The sequence below is a fragment of the Henriciella sp. genome (assembly GCF_029937755.1).
Lineage (GTDB): Bacteria > Pseudomonadota > Alphaproteobacteria > Caulobacterales > Hyphomonadaceae > Henriciella.
The window spans coordinates 146,190-161,613 of record NZ_JAPYPG010000002.1; the positions used below are offsets into that span (position 1 = coordinate 146,190).

Genomic DNA, 15,424 nt, shown 5'->3' on the forward strand with positions numbered 1-15,424 from the left:
AAGTGGCACTCCCTAGGGGAATCGAACCCCTCTTTCCAGGTTGAAAACCTGGCGTCCTAACCGATAGACGAAGGGAGCAACCGGTTGGAGGCCGAGCGTATAGCGGGGCTTTTTCCACGGTTCAAGTCGAGTTTCAGCATCCTGTCGAGTTTTTGTCAGTTCGATGTCGCTGACGCTGCATCCGCCACTTCAAACTGGACACGGCGCCGGCCGTTCCACTCATTCTGCTTTAGCCGTCCGGCAAGGTGGACCGGCTGCCCGGACATGATCGCCTGGCCCGCTTCCGTATCGGCGGCGCGCCAGTAGATACACTCCAGGCGGGCCGAGCCATCATCGGCGATGAAGCGAACATGGTTGTGTCCGACAATACGCGGCGAAAGCGGTCGTACATCGCGCATGGCGAAGACAGGCTGTGGCGCTCCCTGACCGAACGGGCCAAGGGCATCGATCTGGTCACAGAGCTCGATGGATGCTGCGCCCGGCGAGAGGACGCCATCCACTTCCAGCCTCAGGGCTTCGGCACGCTCCTCGGCGAAAGCATCCATATGAGAGACCATCCAGTCGGTCAGCGCGCCAATCTTGTCGGGCTCAACGCTGAGGCCACCAGCCATGGCGTGGCCACCGCCAGTCAGCAGCATACCTTCGCGAGCCGCCTGACTGATCGCATTTCCGATATTCACGCCTTTTACCGAACGGGCCGACCCCTTGGCGACGGGCCCAAGCCCCTCGCCCCAGCCAATAACGATACTCGGCAGGTGGAAGCGGTCCTTGAGCCGTCCAGCGACGATCCCGATAATGCCCGGATGCCACCCCTCGCCCGAGGCGATCAGCACGCCGACATCAGGATTGGCTTCGAGGAGGCGCTCAGCCTGCGCAGTCGCCTGTTCGAGGATCATGGCCTCGACGGCCTTCCGCTCCGCGTTCAGCCCATCGAGCCGCTCGGCCAGCTCGATAGCCTCCTGGCGGTGGTCCGTGGCAAGCAGTTTCGCAGCCAGCCACGGATCCCCCACGCGGCCGCCTGCATTGAGCCGCGGCCCCAGCATGAAAGTCGCATGATAGACACTCTCGATCGTCCCGATCCCGGCGATATCAGCCAACGCACGAAGGCCCGCATTCTGACCGCGCGCCATGATCTTTAGCCCCTGCCTGACAAAGGCCCTGTTGGCATTCTCGAGCGGAGACATGTCACACAATGTGCCAAGCGCACAGAGATCCAGCCATTGCAGGATATCAGGCAGTCCGGCATCTGGTGCGACCCCGCGGTCACGCGCGATCTTGTTCATTGCTGCCAGCAAAACGAAAACCACACCCGCAGCGGCAAGATGGCCATAGCCAGATGTATCGTCCGAGCGGTTTGGGTTGACCAGCGCCGCCGTCTCGGGGAGCTCCTTGCCCATCAGATGGTGGTCGATAACGATAACGGGAAGCCCGATCCGGCGCGCTTCATCCAGCGCCTCGGTTGCGGCTGCCCCGCAATCCACCGTCACGACAAGATCTGCGCCCTGCTCTTTCAGATGCCGGAACGCAGCTGGTGACGGGCCATACCCCTCTAGCAGCCTGTCAGGCACATACAGGCCGATCTCCTGGCCCCATTGCCGGAAGTAGCGCGTGAGCAAGGCCGAAGACGTCCCGCCATCGACGTCATAATCGGCAAAAACGACCACGTTCTGCTTCTCGTGGATGGCATCAAGCAGCAGCCCTGCTGCCTTGTCCATGTCCTTGAACGTCGATGGATCGGGAAAGGTGTCCTTGAGACGTGGCTCAAGGTATCCAGCCGAAGCCTCACAAGGAACGCCACGCAGAAGCAGGAGCCGGCAGATAAGGTCCGGCAGACCTGTCTTCAGCGCATACTGCCTGAGGTCATCATCGCCTGCAGCTGACAGAGACCAGAAGCGCCCTGTCAGCGACCGGTCGACATCGAACAGTCGCGGCGCTTCAGCCATGACTACTCCGTACGGTAGCGGGACGTGATCTTGCGCACCATGCCATCCGCCGAGCTCATGACCAGCGTGTCCGTGATCGTCACGCCTGGCCGTGTCACGACACCATCGACGAGACCACCCTTGGTCACCCCGGTCGCACAGAACACGGTTTCACTGCTGGCAAGCTCATCAAGATTGTATTTTCGGTCGAATTCCTCGACGCCGACCCGGCGCGCTCGGCCCTTCTCGTCATCGTTGCGGAAGACAAGCCGGCCCTGCATCTGGCCACCGACACATTTCAGCGCCGCAGCCGCCAGCACACCTTCAGGCGCCCCGCCTTGGCCAACATAGAGATCGATACCTGTATCCGCATTGGTCGTGTTGATCACACCAGCGACATCCCCATCGGAAATGAGGCTGATACGCGCACCGGCGCTTCGCAGACTCTCAATGATGTCGGCGTGGCGCGGGCGATCCAGAACGCAAGCCGTCATGGCTTCGACCGGGCGACCAAGAAAGTCGGCCATCGCCTTGATGTTATCAGCAGGCGATTGGTCGAGATCGACGATACCGTCCGGGTAGCCCGGACCGATGGCAATCTTGTCCATATATGTGTCTGGCGCATGCAGCAGGCCGCCGCGCGGCGCAATCGCCAACACCGCCAGAGCGTTGGCCATGGCCTTTGCCGTCAGCGTGGTACCCTCAAGAGGATCCAGCGCAATATCGATCTCCGGGCCACTGCCTGTACCGACTTCTTCGCCGATATAGAGCATGGGCGCCTCATCGCGCTCGCCTTCACCAATGACAATACGTCCCTTGAAGTCGACATTATTGAACGCCGTGCGCATGGCATCGACCGCTGCCTGATCGGCGGCTTTCTCATCGCCCCTACCGGCAAGTTTGGCCGCGGCAATCGCAGCAATTTCCGTAACACGTACCATCGCATCGGAAAGATGCGGCACCAGAACACTCTCTGTCATTTCATTCCCTGACCTGCCGGAGATATCCGGCGGGCTTCCCTTATTCTGTTGATGCCTCGATCGCCATGATCTGAGGCGAGCCTACGTTTGAATCGAGTGCGCGTACACGCTCGCTCGCATCCTTTATCTCCCGGCGAGAACAGACGTGTGAAACGATCGCGATAGGCGCCGCGCCTTTCTCATCTGCCGAATCCTGGAGCAGCTTGTCGACCGAGACACCGCTTTCCGCAAGCGCTTCCGTCAATTCAGCCAGCGCGCCAGCACGGTCTGCCAGCCGAACGCGCAGGAAGAAGGCAGAGCGCTCATCGGATTCGGCAAACACGAATTTTCGGACATCATGGTGTTCGGCACGGCCAAAGGCCGGACGCGCAATCGGATTGAAGAGTTTTGCAACATCGCCCATGACAGCGCTCGCCGTCGGGCCTGGTCCTGCTCCCGGTCCAGTCAGCGTCACCGCGCCAAGCGGCTCACCTTCAACACGCACTGTATTCAGGCTGCCATTGACGCGCGCGAGGGGGTGCCCGGTCGGCATGGCGAGCGGTTCGACACGGCAGACAACACCGGCATCCGTGATCTTGCCTTCAGCGATCAGCTTGATGCGCAGGCCGAGACGGTCGGCAAGGTCGAGATCCAGCAATTCCAGCTCGTCAACGCCGCGGACTGAGACTTTGGAAAAGTCGAGATCAGCGGAGAATGCGATCGCAGCGAGGATAGCCGCCTTGTGCGCTGCATCCATGCCCGAAACGTCGAGCGTGGGATCGGCCTCTGCATAGCCAAGTCGCTGTGCTTCAGCCAGAACCGTGTCATAGGGCCGCCGCGTGGACAGCATCTCGCTCAGCAGGAAGTTGCACGTCCCGTTGAGGATGCCCGTGACGCGCTTTACATCGACACCGGCCAGCGAATCGCGAAGCACCCGAACAACCGGTACACCGCCGGCAACCGCCGCCTCGAAGAGCAGGTCCACGCCATTCTCACGCGCAAGTTCAGCCAGCTCCTGACCATGCATGGCGATCAGTGCCTTGTTGGCTGTAATGACGGCCTTGCCCGATTTGAGCGCTGTCTCGACAGCCACCTTGGCCGGGCCGTCCGAGCCACCAATCAGCTCGACGAAGACATTGATGCTGTCATCGGCGGCCAGCTTCGATGCGTCATCGAACCAGGTGTAGCCGTCGGTCGAGACCGGGCGATTGCGATTGCGGTTTCGCGCGGTCACACCGGCGACCTCTACCTTGCCAGGCAGGCGGAGCGATTCCTGTTTCTGAACGAGTTCGATCAGGCCGCACCCGACATGACCGAGCCCCGCGACCCCCAATTTCAGTGTCTTCAAACCCCTTGACCTCCAGCACGCAACTCATGAACGGCGCCTCTGCTATCAGTTTCCTGCGTCTGAAGGAACCGCTTGATGTTACGGGCTGCCTGCCGGATGCGCTGTTCGTTTTCCACAAGGGCAATGCGGACATATCCGTCGCCGCGTTCCCCAAAGCCTGCTCCGGGCGCGACGGCAACGCTGGCCTCATTGATGAGCTTCAGGGCAAAATCAACGCTGCCCATATGCTTACAGGCGTCTGGTAAGGGCGCCCAGCAGAACATCGAGGCTGATGGCACGGGCATATCCCAGCCAGCACGCGAAAAGCTTTCGATCAGCGTGTCGCGGCGCGAACGGTAGATCTGCCGCGTCTCCTCAACACAGTCTTGTGGCCCATCCAGAGCCGCGCAGGCAGCAACCTGAATCGGCGTGAAAGCGCCATAGTCGAGATAGGATTTCACCCGGCCCAGCGCGGCAATCAGCCGCTCATTACCGGCCGCGAAACCGATCCGCCAGCCAGCCATCGAGTAAGTCTTCGACATGGTCGTTGTCTCGACAGCGATATCGCGCGCACCATTGACCTGCAGGATCGAGGGGGGCGGGTCATCGAAGTAAATCTCGTTATAAGCCAGATCCGACAGAATCCAGATATCGTGCTTCTTCGCGATCCGCACCGCTTCCTTGTAGAAATCGAGGTCGGCGACGGCTGCCGTCGGATTCGACGGATAGCAGAGCACCATAGCGGTGGGCGGTGGCACGCTGTAATGGATCGCGTGGTCGATATTGGCGAGATACTGTTCAGGTGTCTGCGCCGGCACGCCCCGGATCGAGGCACCAGCGATAATGAACCCGAAAGAGTGCAGCGGATAAGAAGGATCCGGCGCCAGGATGACATCACCCGGCGCAGACATCGCCTGCGCAAGATTTGCAAAGCCCTCCTTGGAGCCAAGCGTCACGATGACTTCACGGTCCTTGTCGAGTGTGACATCGAACCGGCGCTTGTAATAATTCACCAGCGACCGGCGCAGCCCCGGAATTCCGCGCGACGCGGAGTAGCCATTGACGTCCGGCTTTCGCGCAGTTTCGCAAAGCTTGTCGACGATATGCTTGGGGGTCGGCAGGTCCGGATTGCCCATGCCGAGATCAATAATGTCCGCGCCCTCGGCCCGAAGTGCCGCCTTGCGGCGGTTGACCTGTTCGAACACATAGGGGGGCAGACGTCTGATCTTGTAAAACTCGCCCGGCATGGGCTTTCTCCTACTCTGATACTCTGGATGTTTCTATCGCAGCCTAGCGACGTGCGCGCGGCCGCTCAAACCGTGCGCGCATTAAAGCGATTTCCCGGTCGGTCAGAAAGTCGGCTGGCGGAATATTTGCCTGCACACGCTCGCGAAGCTCTCTGCCCCATGCGGAAATCTCTGTTGCGGTAAGGTTGGCCGGCTCGGACCGCGGATCGGCAAAGAAGGCTTTGCGGATCTCCTCGCGTTCCGTACCTGTCTTGAACAGAGTGGATTGTCTGGACTTGTAGGTCGTGTTTTCCGGAACCTCACCAAGACTTGGATAGCCTCTACCCTGGAACTCGACCTTGCGCGCTTCATACCACTCCGGCGCAGCATCCCTGAGATCCGAAATGTTGCTCATGGATCCAGCACATCCCGTCCCGAGTACGCAAAGCAGCATCGCAGTAAGACGCATAAGTCGATTTTTCCTGTCTTAGTGATGATTCCTGAAACGTTTCATCCGTATATGTGTTCGTGTAGAATGGCGAGATTAAGGTAATGGAAAGCGTGAAACGTATGCAGGACAGGGAAAAACGCACACTGAATGCGATCCTGTCGGAGCAGTCGCCAGAACAGCTTCAGGCGATCGGCATCGCGCTTGCCGAAGCAGCTGCTGAATCCCAGGCGTTGATCTCCGAGGTGATGGCGACCAGCCGTCCGCATCGCATCGAAGTGCCCGATCGGGCCGATCCGTTTGGCCTGCTGAACTCATACAGCAAACTGGGCCAGTCGCTTGCGACCAATCCGACAGCGATGCTGACGGCCAATCTCGATCTCTGGATGGGGTGGGTGAACCTCTGGAAGGAGTTCACGACAGGTGAGATCAGCGCCCCGAGAGACAAGCGTTTTTCGGATCCGGAATGGTCTGCCAACCCGGCCTTCGAATTCATGCGCAAGGCCTATGAGCTGAATGCCGAATGGATGATGTCTGTGCTTAATTCCGCCGACGACATGTCCGTGGCCGACAAGCGCAAGGCACAGTTCTATACGCGCCAGACAATCGATGCGCTTTCTCCCACGAACTTCTTCGCGACAAATCCGGCTGCGCTCAAGGCAATGCTGGAATCCGGCGGGCAAAGTCTTGTCGATGGTCTGCGCAACGCGCGAAACGATTTGAAGAAGGGCCGCGGGCGGCTTTCCATCAGCCAGACTGACGAGTCGCCTTTCGAAGTCGGCAAGAATGTCGCGACAGCCCCCGGCAAGGTCGTCTATCGCAACAAGCTCATCGAACTCCTGCAGTTCGAGCCAACCACTGAGAAGGTTCATTCCCGGCCGCTGCTGATCTTCCCTCCCTGGATCAACAAGTATTACATCCTGGATCTTCGTGAAGAGAACTCGATGATCCGGTGGCTGGTCGACAATGGGATTACGGTCTTTGTCGTCTCCTGGCGTTCGGCCGATGAAGTGACGCGCGATTTCAGCTGGGACGACTATATCGAACACGGGGTCATGGCGGCTGTCCATGAAGCCACCACCCAGACCGGGTCAGAAGACACCAACACGGTCGGCTACTGCATAGGTGGCACCCTTCTCACCAGTGCGCTTGGCCACATGGCCAAGACAGGTGACAAACGGATTGCTTCTGCCACCTACTTCGCCTCGCAGACAGATTTCAGCGATGCTGGCGACCTCATGGTCTTCACTGACGAGAATTCTCGCCACAGCATCGAACAGGTCATGGAAGCCAATAATGGCATCATGCCCGGCGAACTGATGGGCGAAACCTTCAACTGGCTGAGACCGGTCGACCTTGTCTGGCGCTACGTCATCGACAATTACATGCTCGGCAAGCAGCCCCGCCCCTTCGACCTGCTCTTCTGGAATGCCGACCAGACGAACATTCCGGCGAAAACACATCACACCTACCTGAACGCGCTCTATGGCCGCAATGAGCTTGCCGAGGGCAAGTTCAAGGTATTCGGCGATACGATAGACATGGGCGATATCACCATTCCGGTGACCATCCAGGCGAGCCGCGAAGACCATATCTGTCCATGGCATTCGATCTATCGCGGTGCCCGCAAATTCGGGGGCGACGTCAACTTCGTACTGGCCGGCTCGGGCCATATCGCCGGTGTCGTCAATCACCCGAGTGCGGAAAAGTACCAGCACTGGATCAATCCGGACCTGCCCGCCACACCGGAAGCCTGGATTGCCGGTGCCGAAGAAGCAAAAGGCTCCTGGTGGCCGGAATGGCTGGACTGGCTTGCTCCCAAATCAGGTGAGCTGATTGATGCAAAGCCTGTCCCCGACCGCAAGCTGGGCGACGCGCCGGGCACCTACGTCAAGATGCGGCTGAAGGCGATTGCTGCGGGCGAAAAGCCAGCCACGACTTATTCCGCGCCGGCAGAGGCGAAGCCCAAACCGAAAGCTGCGCCCAAGCGGAAACCGTCACCGCCGAAAAAGACAGGCGCAACGTCGAAGACGCCAAGCCGCACGACAAAATCGGCTGCCGAGGTAGCCCGCCCAGCCAGTAAGCAGACCGGTCCGGCCAAGAAGGCCGCCGCCACTAAGAAGGCGACGACGAAGGGCAAGGCATCGTCAAGCGGCACAAGAAAAGCGGCGGCCCCGAAAAAGAAAACCACCGCTTCCAGAAAGACGACCGCGGCGAAAAAGCCAGCTGTAAAGAAGTCTGCACCGAAAAAACCGGCTCAGGGAAAGAGCGGAAGCAGCGCGTCCAGCCCGAGTTCCTGATCCCAGCCCATCATCAGGTTGAGATTCTGGATCGCCTGGCCGCTTGACCCCTTCACCAGATTATCGATCACGCCGAAAATGATCACGCGGCCCTTGGCACGGTCGGGAAAGACCCCGATCCGGCAATTGTTCGTGCCACGCACATGCCTTGTGTCCGGGGGTGGCGAACCAAGCGGCAGGACATTCATGAAGGGCTGGCTCTTATAGGCCTGAACCAGCGCCGCATGGATTGCCTCGGCATCACCACGAACATGACAAGTCACCATCTCGCCCCGCGCCATGGGAATGAGATGAGGGGTAAAGGTCGCTTCGATCGAATCGTCGCCCGAACGCAGGCGCAGTTCCTGCTCGATCTCAGGTGTGTGCCGGTGCGTGCCAACCCCGTAAGGATGGATTCCTTCGGTCACTTCGGAGAAGAGATTGCTCTCCTTGAGCCCCCTGCCAGCCCCCGTGGCGCCCGACTTGGCGTCGATGACAATCGTATCCTTGTCGATCACGACCGGATCCATGAGCGGGAGCAAGACAAGAAGTGCCGCGGTCGGATAGCACCCCGGACAGGCGACAAGATTCGCCCCCTTTATCTTGTCCGCATAAAGCTCGCTCAAGCCATAGACCGCCGAGGCGGTGCGCTCGGGCGCGAGATGCGCACGTCCGTAAGCGGCGGAATAGGCTTCAGCATCGCGGAAGCGATAATCGGCAGACAGGTCGACCACCTTCACATGGCCCGGCAAGGTCTCAATCAGGTCCTGGCTCGTCCCGTGCGGCAGGCATCCGAAAGCGACATCGATCTCATCCCAGCGGACATCATCTGCGGTCACAACATCCAGGTCATACGGACCGGAAAGATGCGGAAAAATCTCTGATAACCGCTTACCGGCGAGAGCGTTGCCTGTTGCAGCGACTGCCTCCACCTTAGGATGGTTTTTCAGGAGCCGGATTGTCTCCGCGCCGGTATAGCCGGACGCGCCGAGCACGGCCGCTTTCAGGGTTTCTTGTGTCATGGCCCTCCCCTTCTCATGCTTCAGGGCAAAGAAAAAGGGCGCTTCCCGGAAGAAGCGCCCCTCTCGAACAATCGGATACCCGGAAGGCTTAGCGCTTCGAGAACTGGAAGCTGCGGCGTGCCTTGGCACGACCATACTTCTTGCGCTCGACCGTACGCGGGTCACGGGTAAGATAACCGAACGGCTTCAGAACAGCGCGCAGGCCCGGCTCGTAGTTGACGAGCGCGCGGGCAATACCGTGACGAACGGCGCCAGCCTGACCGGAAAGGCCAGAGCCCTTAACGGTGCAGATCACGTCAAACTCGGTGCGGCGTTCGGCTTCAACGAGCGGCTGCTCGATCACCATGCGCAGAACCGGACGAGCGAAATACTGCTCCTGGTCCTTGCCGTTCACGGTGATCTTGCCGGTACCCGGCTTGATCCAGACACGAGCCGTTGCCGACTTGCGGCGGCCGGTGCCGTAGGCGCGGCCATGCTCGTCAATCTTCGGCTCGACAACCGCAACTTCTTCAGTCGCAGTGTCGCCGGTGGTGACAGATTTCAGGTCTTCAAGCGAATTGGCTGTATCGGACATGGGGATCAGTCGTCTCTCTGATTCTTGCCGTTCATCGACGCGAAGTCGACGGATTCGGGTTTCTGGGCTTCATGCGGATGCTCAGCGCCGGCATAAACGCGCAGCTTGGAGAGCTGCTGGCGCGCCAGCGAGCTTTCACCCGGCATCATACGCTTCACGGCGAGCTCGATGGCACGTTCCGGGAAACGGCCGGAAAGAATTTTCCCGGCAGTCGTTTCCTTGATGCCACCGGGATAGCCGGTGTGACGGAAATAGGTCTTGTCGCGGAGCTTGTTACCGGTGAACCGCGCCTTCTCGGCATTGACGATTACAACGTGATCGCCAGTATCGATGTGTGGCGTGAAATCAGCACGGTGCTTGCCCCGCAGGCGTTTGGCGACATATGAAGCAAGACGACCGACAACGACATCCGTCGCATCGATAACGATCCACTTGTTCTCCACGTCAGCTGGTGCGTTATAAGTCTTCATTGCTCCTCGGGAGCCTCTCATTCGGAGTGTTGGAATATGTTCAAGCGCCCGCGTTTAAGCGCGCAGACCTTCCCTGTCAACGCAGGGATCGCCGGTTTCCTGCTTTTCTATGCCGCGTCTTGCTCTGGTCCGCAAGAGGCTGAAGAAACACCGCAAGAGACCACCGAAACACAAGCGCCGGAAGCCCCTGCGCAACCGGCAGCCGAACCCGATAGCCTGCCTGCCGTATGGATGACCCGCGAACTGGATTTCCCCGTTCGCAGCATCGGCATTGCCGGTGGCGCCGGGTCCACTTTTGCTGTCGCCTATGACGGCGGCGGACTGCAAATCTTTGACTTCGACGGCGACCGTATCACGGAAATCTCCAATCATGACGTGACGGCCCTCGCTCAGGGCCGGTACGTGATGATTTCCGGTACCCCTGTAACGGTCTATCCCGGCATCGACGCCCAGGGGGACATGAAAGCCTGGATTTACGGCGGTGGTCTCTCCGAAGCCATCCAGTATGACTTGCAGGGTGTCGATGGCGCGGCTCTTGCGGGTATCTGCGCGGCTGATCCCCAAAACCGCGACGCGTCACTGCAACGAATTGCCTTCTGGACCGAAGCCGCGCCCGCTGTGCTTGAGATTGGCGAGCTGGTTGAGCGGGGCGGAGAACTGGAATGGGTGAAGACCGACGAGGAATCAGTCTCTCAGCCCATTGAAGCCTGTACTTTCATCGCCAACGAAGCAGAAACCTTCAATGCGCCTGTCGCTGGCGCGGCAGGCCTCAAACGCCTCGGTCGTGAGACACTTGTTACACTGACCGAAGAAGGCATGGTTGATGTCAGTGTCGATGGTGGCGAGACGACACGCTACGAGATCCTCGACGGGATCACGGTCGTTGTACCGAGCGAACCGAAAGCCATCGCCGCGACAGGTGATGCACGCGGTGGAGGCTATCCGGGCGGACTGATTGTTCTGGGCGGTGATATCGAACGGGGCGATCACCGGGTGGTCATGGTCGACCCGAGCAAGATTACACTGACACCGCTGACGGAGTCCGCGATCGGGCAGTGAGCCAGACCAGGCGCACGGCGGCGATGAAGACAACGACGCCGAGCGCCTGGTGCACAATTGCAAGTTCCAGCGGCGCACCATTCACGAGCGTGTGGATGCCCCACGCCGCCTGAAGCGTGACGAGGGTCGCCATGGTGGCAACTTCCCGCACACCCTCCTTGCCCCAGCGCCACGCCACGGCGCCGAGCGCCAGCAACCAGATCGCATAGGCGAAAATCCGATGATTGAATTGCGTAGCTTCGCGTCCTTCAAAAAGGCTACGAATGCCGAGATCGGCGGTAAAATAGTGCGAGGGCACAAGCTCGCCCGCCATGAGTGGCCAGTCGGTATACGTCCGCCCAGCATCAAGACCTGCCACCAGCGCACCGCTCGCCATCTGGACAAAGACCAGTGCGAGCAGAACGCCAGACACCCGGCGCAAAGCGTCAGGTGCTGCCAGCCCGTCCCTCTTGCCAAGATCAAGCCAGAGCCAGACGGTATATCCGATGATGACAAGCGCGAGCACGAAGTGCGTCGCCAGCCGGTACGGCGCAACATCGAGCCGATCGGTTTCTCCGATACCGCTGGACACCATCCACCAGCCAATGGCGCCTTGCAGCCCACCAAGCGCAATCAATGCGAGCAGTCGGGTCATCAAGGCGCGGTCGAGCCAGCCCTTTGCCAGGAACCAGATAAAACCACCAATCGCGACAAGCCCGATAAGGCGACCGAATAGCCGGTGGCCCCACTCCCACCAGTAGATGTACTGAAACTCCGCCAGCGACATGTTGTAGTTCTGCTGCTGGAACTCCGCCGTCTGCTGGTACTTTGCAAACTCTTCCGCCCAGGCATCCGCGCCCAGTGGCGGCAGCGCACCGCTGATCGGGTCCCATTCGGTGATCGAAAGGCCGGAGTCGGTGAGCCGCGTCATCCCGCCAATCAGGATCATGGCATAGACCATGAGCGCGATCAGGATCAGCCAGCGGCGGATCCAGACTGCGGCGATTTCACTTTTTGCGGCTTGCCTCATGTGCCCCTATCTGACGAACCAGTCCCGATCTGCAAGCGGCCACGGCGTCGCATGTGCAGTTCGCCACATCAGGAGCCCATCTTGCGCAAGATCATCGCCAGCCTCGTCATGCTCGCCTTTCTGGCGGTGTGGATCTTCCTGGCCGGAACGATCGGAACGCGACTGACAGAGGCGCCGGACTGGCTGCAGCTTGTCTTCTACATTTTTGCCGGCATCGCCTGGGTCTTACCCCTCAGGCCACTAATGCGCTGGATGAACGCGAAAGAAAGCTGATCACTCGTCCTTTGAGGTGTCGTCCTCACCATGGATCTTGTTCGCCTGACGCCGCAGGCGCGCGAACATCTCGGCAGGGTCGCTACGACGCGGATCGTCAGGATCCAGATCCTCCGAATCGATATCGTCCTCCACCTCTTCCGCGACTTCCGGTGGGGTCGTTTCAGGCGTCGGGGGCGCTTCGTCTTCTGCCACGTCCTCTTCGACGTCTTCGGCCACTTCAGGCGGCACAGTCTCGGGCGTGGGGTCTTCTGCCTCGAAGGCCGGCTCGGGTGTTTCGAAGCTCGAATCCACGAGGTCGCCAAGCGCAAGGAGCGTGGTTTCGCCACCAATCAGCGTGCGACCGGGCTCCACCATGACCCTGCCTTCCAGCGGCAGATAGACATCACACCACCCGCCGAGCCGCCGTGTCGCAATCGTTTTGCCTGCCACAACGCGGTCACCTGCATCGGTGCGCGTCTCCAGGCGCGGCCCGAGCCCGCCAGTAGCGATCCGAAGGCCGACCTGCACAGGCTCTCCATTGATCGCAAAGAAAAGTTGCTCGAGGCTGGCATTGTCCGGCTTCATCGCGGCGAATGCTTCTGCCGCGCCTTCTTCCCGAACGAGATGATCGACTGTGCCGGCAATGGGAGAATGGATATTGTTCGATGAGAAGGGTGACGAGGAGATACGGATGCGCTGGACCGGGCCGGGCATACGCAATTCATCCGGTGCATCGGCTTCCTCAACCGAGACGACGACACCATCGCAGGGTGTGACAATCAGCGAAGAGTCCTCAGGTGTTACCCGCTCAGCCGTCCGGGTCGCGAACAGAAGGACAATGCCCGGGATGAAAGCCAACCAGAACAGCGGCCCCCACAACATGCCGAGCAGTATGCCCAGCAGCCAGGCCGCAAGAAAGCCGACAATGCCCTCAAGGTCAAAGCCGCTCTGGACCCAGGGGAATGTCCTGTCCGATACCGGTCTGCTGCGATTGGCCATTTGTCCCTTCCGTTTTCCTATTCAGCGACTGCGGCAAGCTCGTCGCGTGCGGCCTGTCTGGCCCACATGCGCGCATAAGCACCGTCTTCCCTTAAAAGCGTAGCATGCGAGCCGCGTTCCACGATACGCCCTTCTTCAAGAACGATTATTTCGTCAGAGTTCTGCACAGTCGACAGGCGGTGAGCGACTGTCAGCGTCGTCCGCCCTTTCGCCGCTTCATCCAGCGCATCCTGAACGGCTGCTTCGGTCGCGCTATCAAGCGCGGACGTGGCTTCATCCAGGACCAGAATGGCCGGGTCGGCCAGGATGACCCGCGCAATGCCCACACGCTGCTTTTCTCCGCCGGACAGCTTCAGGCCGCGTTCGCCGACCCGTGTGTCCCAGCCATCCGGGAGAGCTTGTATGAAGGGGAGAAGCTGTGCACGGCGTGCGGCATCCTCGAGCTCTTCGAGACTGGCCTCAGGCCGGGCATAGGCAATGTTCGCGCGAATCGTATCGTTGAAAAGCACCACATCCTGCGGGACCAGGCCGAGTGCGTTGCGCAGCGAGGTCTGCGTCAGCTCGCGGACATCCTGCCCATCCACCAGCACCGCGCCCTTATCAACATCATAGAAACGGAACAGCAGCTTCAGCAGCGTCGACTTGCCGGCACCAGAGGTGCCCACAAATGCCACTTTCTTGCCGGGCTCAACCTCGAACGAGATATCGCGAACGCCCACGGCCCGCGCATCGTGCGTGAAATCGACATCGCGGAATTCGACGCGCCCTTCCGGTGCCTTGAGCGCCTTTGCATCCGGCCTGTCAGCGACCTCTGGCGCCATGCTGAGCAGGCCATGCAGTTTCTCGAGGTCCACGGCCCCCTGCTTGATCTCGCGCCAGGCGAAGCCAAGAATATTGAGCGGCGCATAAAGGCTTAGCAGGACGAGCATCACGGCCGTCAGATCGCCGACCTCCATCGTGCCCTGTTTGTAATTCCATGCCGAGAGCGCCAGCACGGCCAGCAGGCCCGCATTCATGATGAAGCCCTGCACCGCGTTAAGAAGGTACATGCTGCGCATCGCCTCGACATAACGCGTGTTGTAGCGCTTCATCGCCGCGTCATAGCGATTGGTTTCCCGCTCTTCGGCGGCAAAGGCCTTCACGGTCTCAAAATTGGTTAGCGTATCGATGGAGACGGCGCGCAGCTCGGTATCGGCCTTGTTCATTCGCCGACGCTGGCGCACCCGCCACTCGGTGATGATCACGGTGGCGACAATGTAGATGGCAACGGTCCCGATCGCGATGAGGGCCAGCCGGTAGTCATAGGCCGCCCCCAGCGCGATGGAGGCCAGCGCGAGGCGCACGAACGTCGGCCCGATATTGAAAGCCAGGAACCGGATCAGGTAATCGACGGCGCTCGCGGCGCGTTCGATCACGCGGTTCAGTGCACCCGAGCGCCGTGTCTGGTGGAAAGCCAGCGACAGCGACTGGGCATGGCCGAAAGCATCGACACAGGCGATCCGTTGCGCATCCTGACTGACCGGGCTGAACAAGGCGTCCCGGGCCTGCGGCAGGGCCGCGGCGAGAAAGCGTAAACCGATTGCGAGTGCGATCCAGGCCAGCGCGACCGTCAGCGGTTGTTCTTCGGCGCCTTCCCGGCCGGCGACCTTGTTGATGGCATCGCCGAGAATGATCGGCGAAGCGACCTCCAGCACCGCCGCGCCAAGCGTCAGGACAAGGGCAATCCCCATGACGGGGCGCCACTTCGACAGCTCAGGGCGCCAGAGAAGCTTCAGGATCCGCGCAATGGAGGCACCCAGCCCGCCATCCGCGCTATCGATCCTGTCATTGTCCTGTTCACCAGCCATAGACCTCATTCGCGCCATATGGGGCCAA

Annotated in this window: 14 protein-coding genes and 1 tRNA gene; 3 read left to right on the forward strand and 12 right to left on the reverse strand. The window is 60.3% G+C overall.

Translation table 11 applies throughout. The features are described 5' to 3' along the window. Positions 1-3: 3 nt before the first annotated feature. The 6 genes from Q1K29_RS06040 to Q1K29_RS06065 form a co-directional block, all read right to left on the reverse strand. A tRNA-Glu gene (locus Q1K29_RS06040) sits at positions 4-78 on the reverse strand. Between the two features lie 77 nt (positions 79-155). Further along, complete coding sequence (gene recJ, locus Q1K29_RS06045; RefSeq protein ID WP_300392060.1) at positions 156-1,943, reverse strand: single-stranded-DNA-specific exonuclease RecJ; 1,788 nt, start codon at positions 1,941-1,943, stop codon at positions 156-158. Between the two features lie 2 nt (positions 1,944-1,945). Continuing rightward, positions 1,946-2,902 carry a class II fructose-bisphosphatase gene (gene glpX, locus Q1K29_RS06050; protein ID WP_300392061.1) on the reverse strand — a complete coding sequence of 319 codons (957 nt, stop codon included), beginning with the start codon at positions 2,900-2,902 and terminating at the stop codon, positions 1,946-1,948. Between the two features lie 40 nt (positions 2,903-2,942). Next, positions 2,943-4,229 (reverse strand): homoserine dehydrogenase, encoded by a 1,287-nt coding sequence (locus tag Q1K29_RS06055; RefSeq protein WP_300392062.1) that lies wholly within the window; start codon positions 4,227-4,229, stop codon positions 2,943-2,945. Continuing rightward, on the reverse strand, positions 4,226-5,455 hold the full coding sequence (locus Q1K29_RS06060; protein WP_300392063.1) for an LL-diaminopimelate aminotransferase: 1,230 nt from the start codon (positions 5,453-5,455) through the stop codon (positions 4,226-4,228). The genes Q1K29_RS06055 and Q1K29_RS06060 overlap by 4 nt, the downstream gene beginning before the upstream one ends. Positions 5,456-5,498: 43 nt before the next feature. Further along, positions 5,499-5,849, reverse strand: a complete 351-nt coding sequence (locus Q1K29_RS06065) for a hypothetical protein (protein ID WP_300392064.1) — start codon at positions 5,847-5,849, stop codon at positions 5,499-5,501. A gap of 155 nt (positions 5,850-6,004) precedes the next feature. Here Q1K29_RS06065 and phaC point away from each other — a divergent pair, with 155 nt between their 5' ends. Next, positions 6,005-8,182: a class I poly(R)-hydroxyalkanoic acid synthase gene (gene phaC / locus Q1K29_RS06070; RefSeq protein WP_300392849.1), complete on the forward strand. Its 2,178-nt coding sequence runs from the start codon at positions 6,005-6,007 to the stop codon at positions 8,180-8,182. On the opposite strand, the gene argC is transcribed toward phaC, so the two are convergent. The 3 genes from argC to rplM all read right to left on the reverse strand — a co-directional run bounded on the left by argC (position 8,140) and on the right by rplM (position 10,227). Next, positions 8,140-9,183 carry an N-acetyl-gamma-glutamyl-phosphate reductase gene (gene argC, locus Q1K29_RS06075; RefSeq protein ID WP_300392065.1) on the reverse strand — a complete coding sequence of 348 codons (1,044 nt, stop codon included), beginning with the start codon at positions 9,181-9,183 and terminating at the stop codon, positions 8,140-8,142. The genes phaC and argC overlap by 43 nt on opposite strands. A gap of 88 nt (positions 9,184-9,271) precedes the next feature. Next, a complete protein-coding gene (gene rpsI, locus Q1K29_RS06080; RefSeq protein WP_300392066.1) occupies positions 9,272-9,757 on the reverse strand; it encodes a 30S ribosomal protein S9 in 486 nt (161 codons plus the stop codon). Between the two features lie 5 nt (positions 9,758-9,762). Next, positions 9,763-10,227 (reverse strand): 50S ribosomal protein L13, encoded by a 465-nt coding sequence (rplM, locus tag Q1K29_RS06085; RefSeq protein ID WP_300392067.1) that lies wholly within the window; start codon positions 10,225-10,227, stop codon positions 9,763-9,765. A gap of 36 nt (positions 10,228-10,263) precedes the next feature. Between rplM and Q1K29_RS06090 the strand changes: the two genes are divergently transcribed. Beyond that, on the forward strand, positions 10,264-11,286 hold the full coding sequence (locus tag Q1K29_RS06090; protein ID WP_300392068.1) for a hypothetical protein: 1,023 nt from the start codon (positions 10,264-10,266) through the stop codon (positions 11,284-11,286). On the opposite strand, the gene Q1K29_RS06095 is transcribed toward Q1K29_RS06090, so the two are convergent. Then, entirely contained in the window at positions 11,246-12,295 is a 1,050-nt protein-coding gene (locus Q1K29_RS06095; protein ID WP_300392069.1) for a COX15/CtaA family protein, read from the reverse strand. The genes Q1K29_RS06090 and Q1K29_RS06095 overlap by 41 nt on opposite strands. An 81-nt stretch (positions 12,296-12,376) precedes the next feature. Here Q1K29_RS06095 and Q1K29_RS06100 point away from each other — a divergent pair, with 81 nt between their 5' ends. Beyond that, complete coding sequence (locus tag Q1K29_RS06100) at positions 12,377-12,568, forward strand: DUF2842 domain-containing protein (RefSeq protein WP_300392070.1); 192 nt, start codon at positions 12,377-12,379, stop codon at positions 12,566-12,568. On the opposite strand, the gene Q1K29_RS06105 is transcribed toward Q1K29_RS06100, so the two are convergent. Next, positions 12,569-13,549: a phosphatidylserine decarboxylase gene (locus Q1K29_RS06105; RefSeq protein WP_300392071.1), complete on the reverse strand. Its 981-nt coding sequence runs from the start codon at positions 13,547-13,549 to the stop codon at positions 12,569-12,571. 17 nt (positions 13,550-13,566) lie between these two features. Continuing rightward, positions 13,567-15,396 carry an ABC transporter ATP-binding protein/permease gene (locus Q1K29_RS06110; RefSeq protein ID WP_300392072.1) on the reverse strand — a complete coding sequence of 610 codons (1,830 nt, stop codon included), beginning with the start codon at positions 15,394-15,396 and terminating at the stop codon, positions 13,567-13,569. Positions 15,397-15,424 lie beyond the last annotated feature (28 nt).

Bases quoted from the DNA above. Each gene is read 5' to 3' on its own strand.
- Q1K29_RS06060 (WP_300392063.1), bottom strand. From the start codon at position 5,455: ATGCCGGGCGAGTTTTACAAGATCAGACGTCTGCCCCCCTATGTGTTC.
- Q1K29_RS06090 (WP_300392068.1), top strand. From the start codon at position 10,264: ATGTTCAAGCGCCCGCGTTTAAGCGCGCAGACCTTCCCTGTCAACGCA.
- phaC (WP_300392849.1), top strand. From the start codon at position 6,005: ATGCAGGACAGGGAAAAACGCACACTGAATGCGATCCTGTCGGAGCAG.
- argC (WP_300392065.1), bottom strand. From the start codon at position 9,183: ATGACACAAGAAACCCTGAAAGCGGCCGTGCTCGGCGCGTCCGGCTAT.
- Q1K29_RS06110 (WP_300392072.1), bottom strand. From the start codon at position 15,396: ATGGCTGGTGAACAGGACAATGACAGGATCGATAGCGCGGATGGCGGG.
- rpsI (WP_300392066.1), bottom strand. From the start codon at position 9,757: ATGTCCGATACAGCCAATTCGCTTGAAGACCTGAAATCTGTCACCACC.
- Q1K29_RS06105 (WP_300392071.1), bottom strand. From the start codon at position 13,549: ATGGCCAATCGCAGCAGACCGGTATCGGACAGGACATTCCCCTGGGTC.
- Q1K29_RS06095 (WP_300392069.1), bottom strand. From the start codon at position 12,295: ATGAGGCAAGCCGCAAAAAGTGAAATCGCCGCAGTCTGGATCCGCCGC.
- Q1K29_RS06065 (WP_300392064.1), bottom strand. From the start codon at position 5,849: ATGAGCAACATTTCGGATCTCAGGGATGCTGCGCCGGAGTGGTATGAA.
- rplM (WP_300392067.1), bottom strand. From the start codon at position 10,227: ATGAAGACTTATAACGCACCAGCTGACGTGGAGAACAAGTGGATCGTT.
- recJ (WP_300392060.1), bottom strand. From the start codon at position 1,943: ATGGCTGAAGCGCCGCGACTGTTCGATGTCGACCGGTCGCTGACAGGG.
- glpX (WP_300392061.1), bottom strand. From the start codon at position 2,902: ATGACAGAGAGTGTTCTGGTGCCGCATCTTTCCGATGCGATGGTACGT.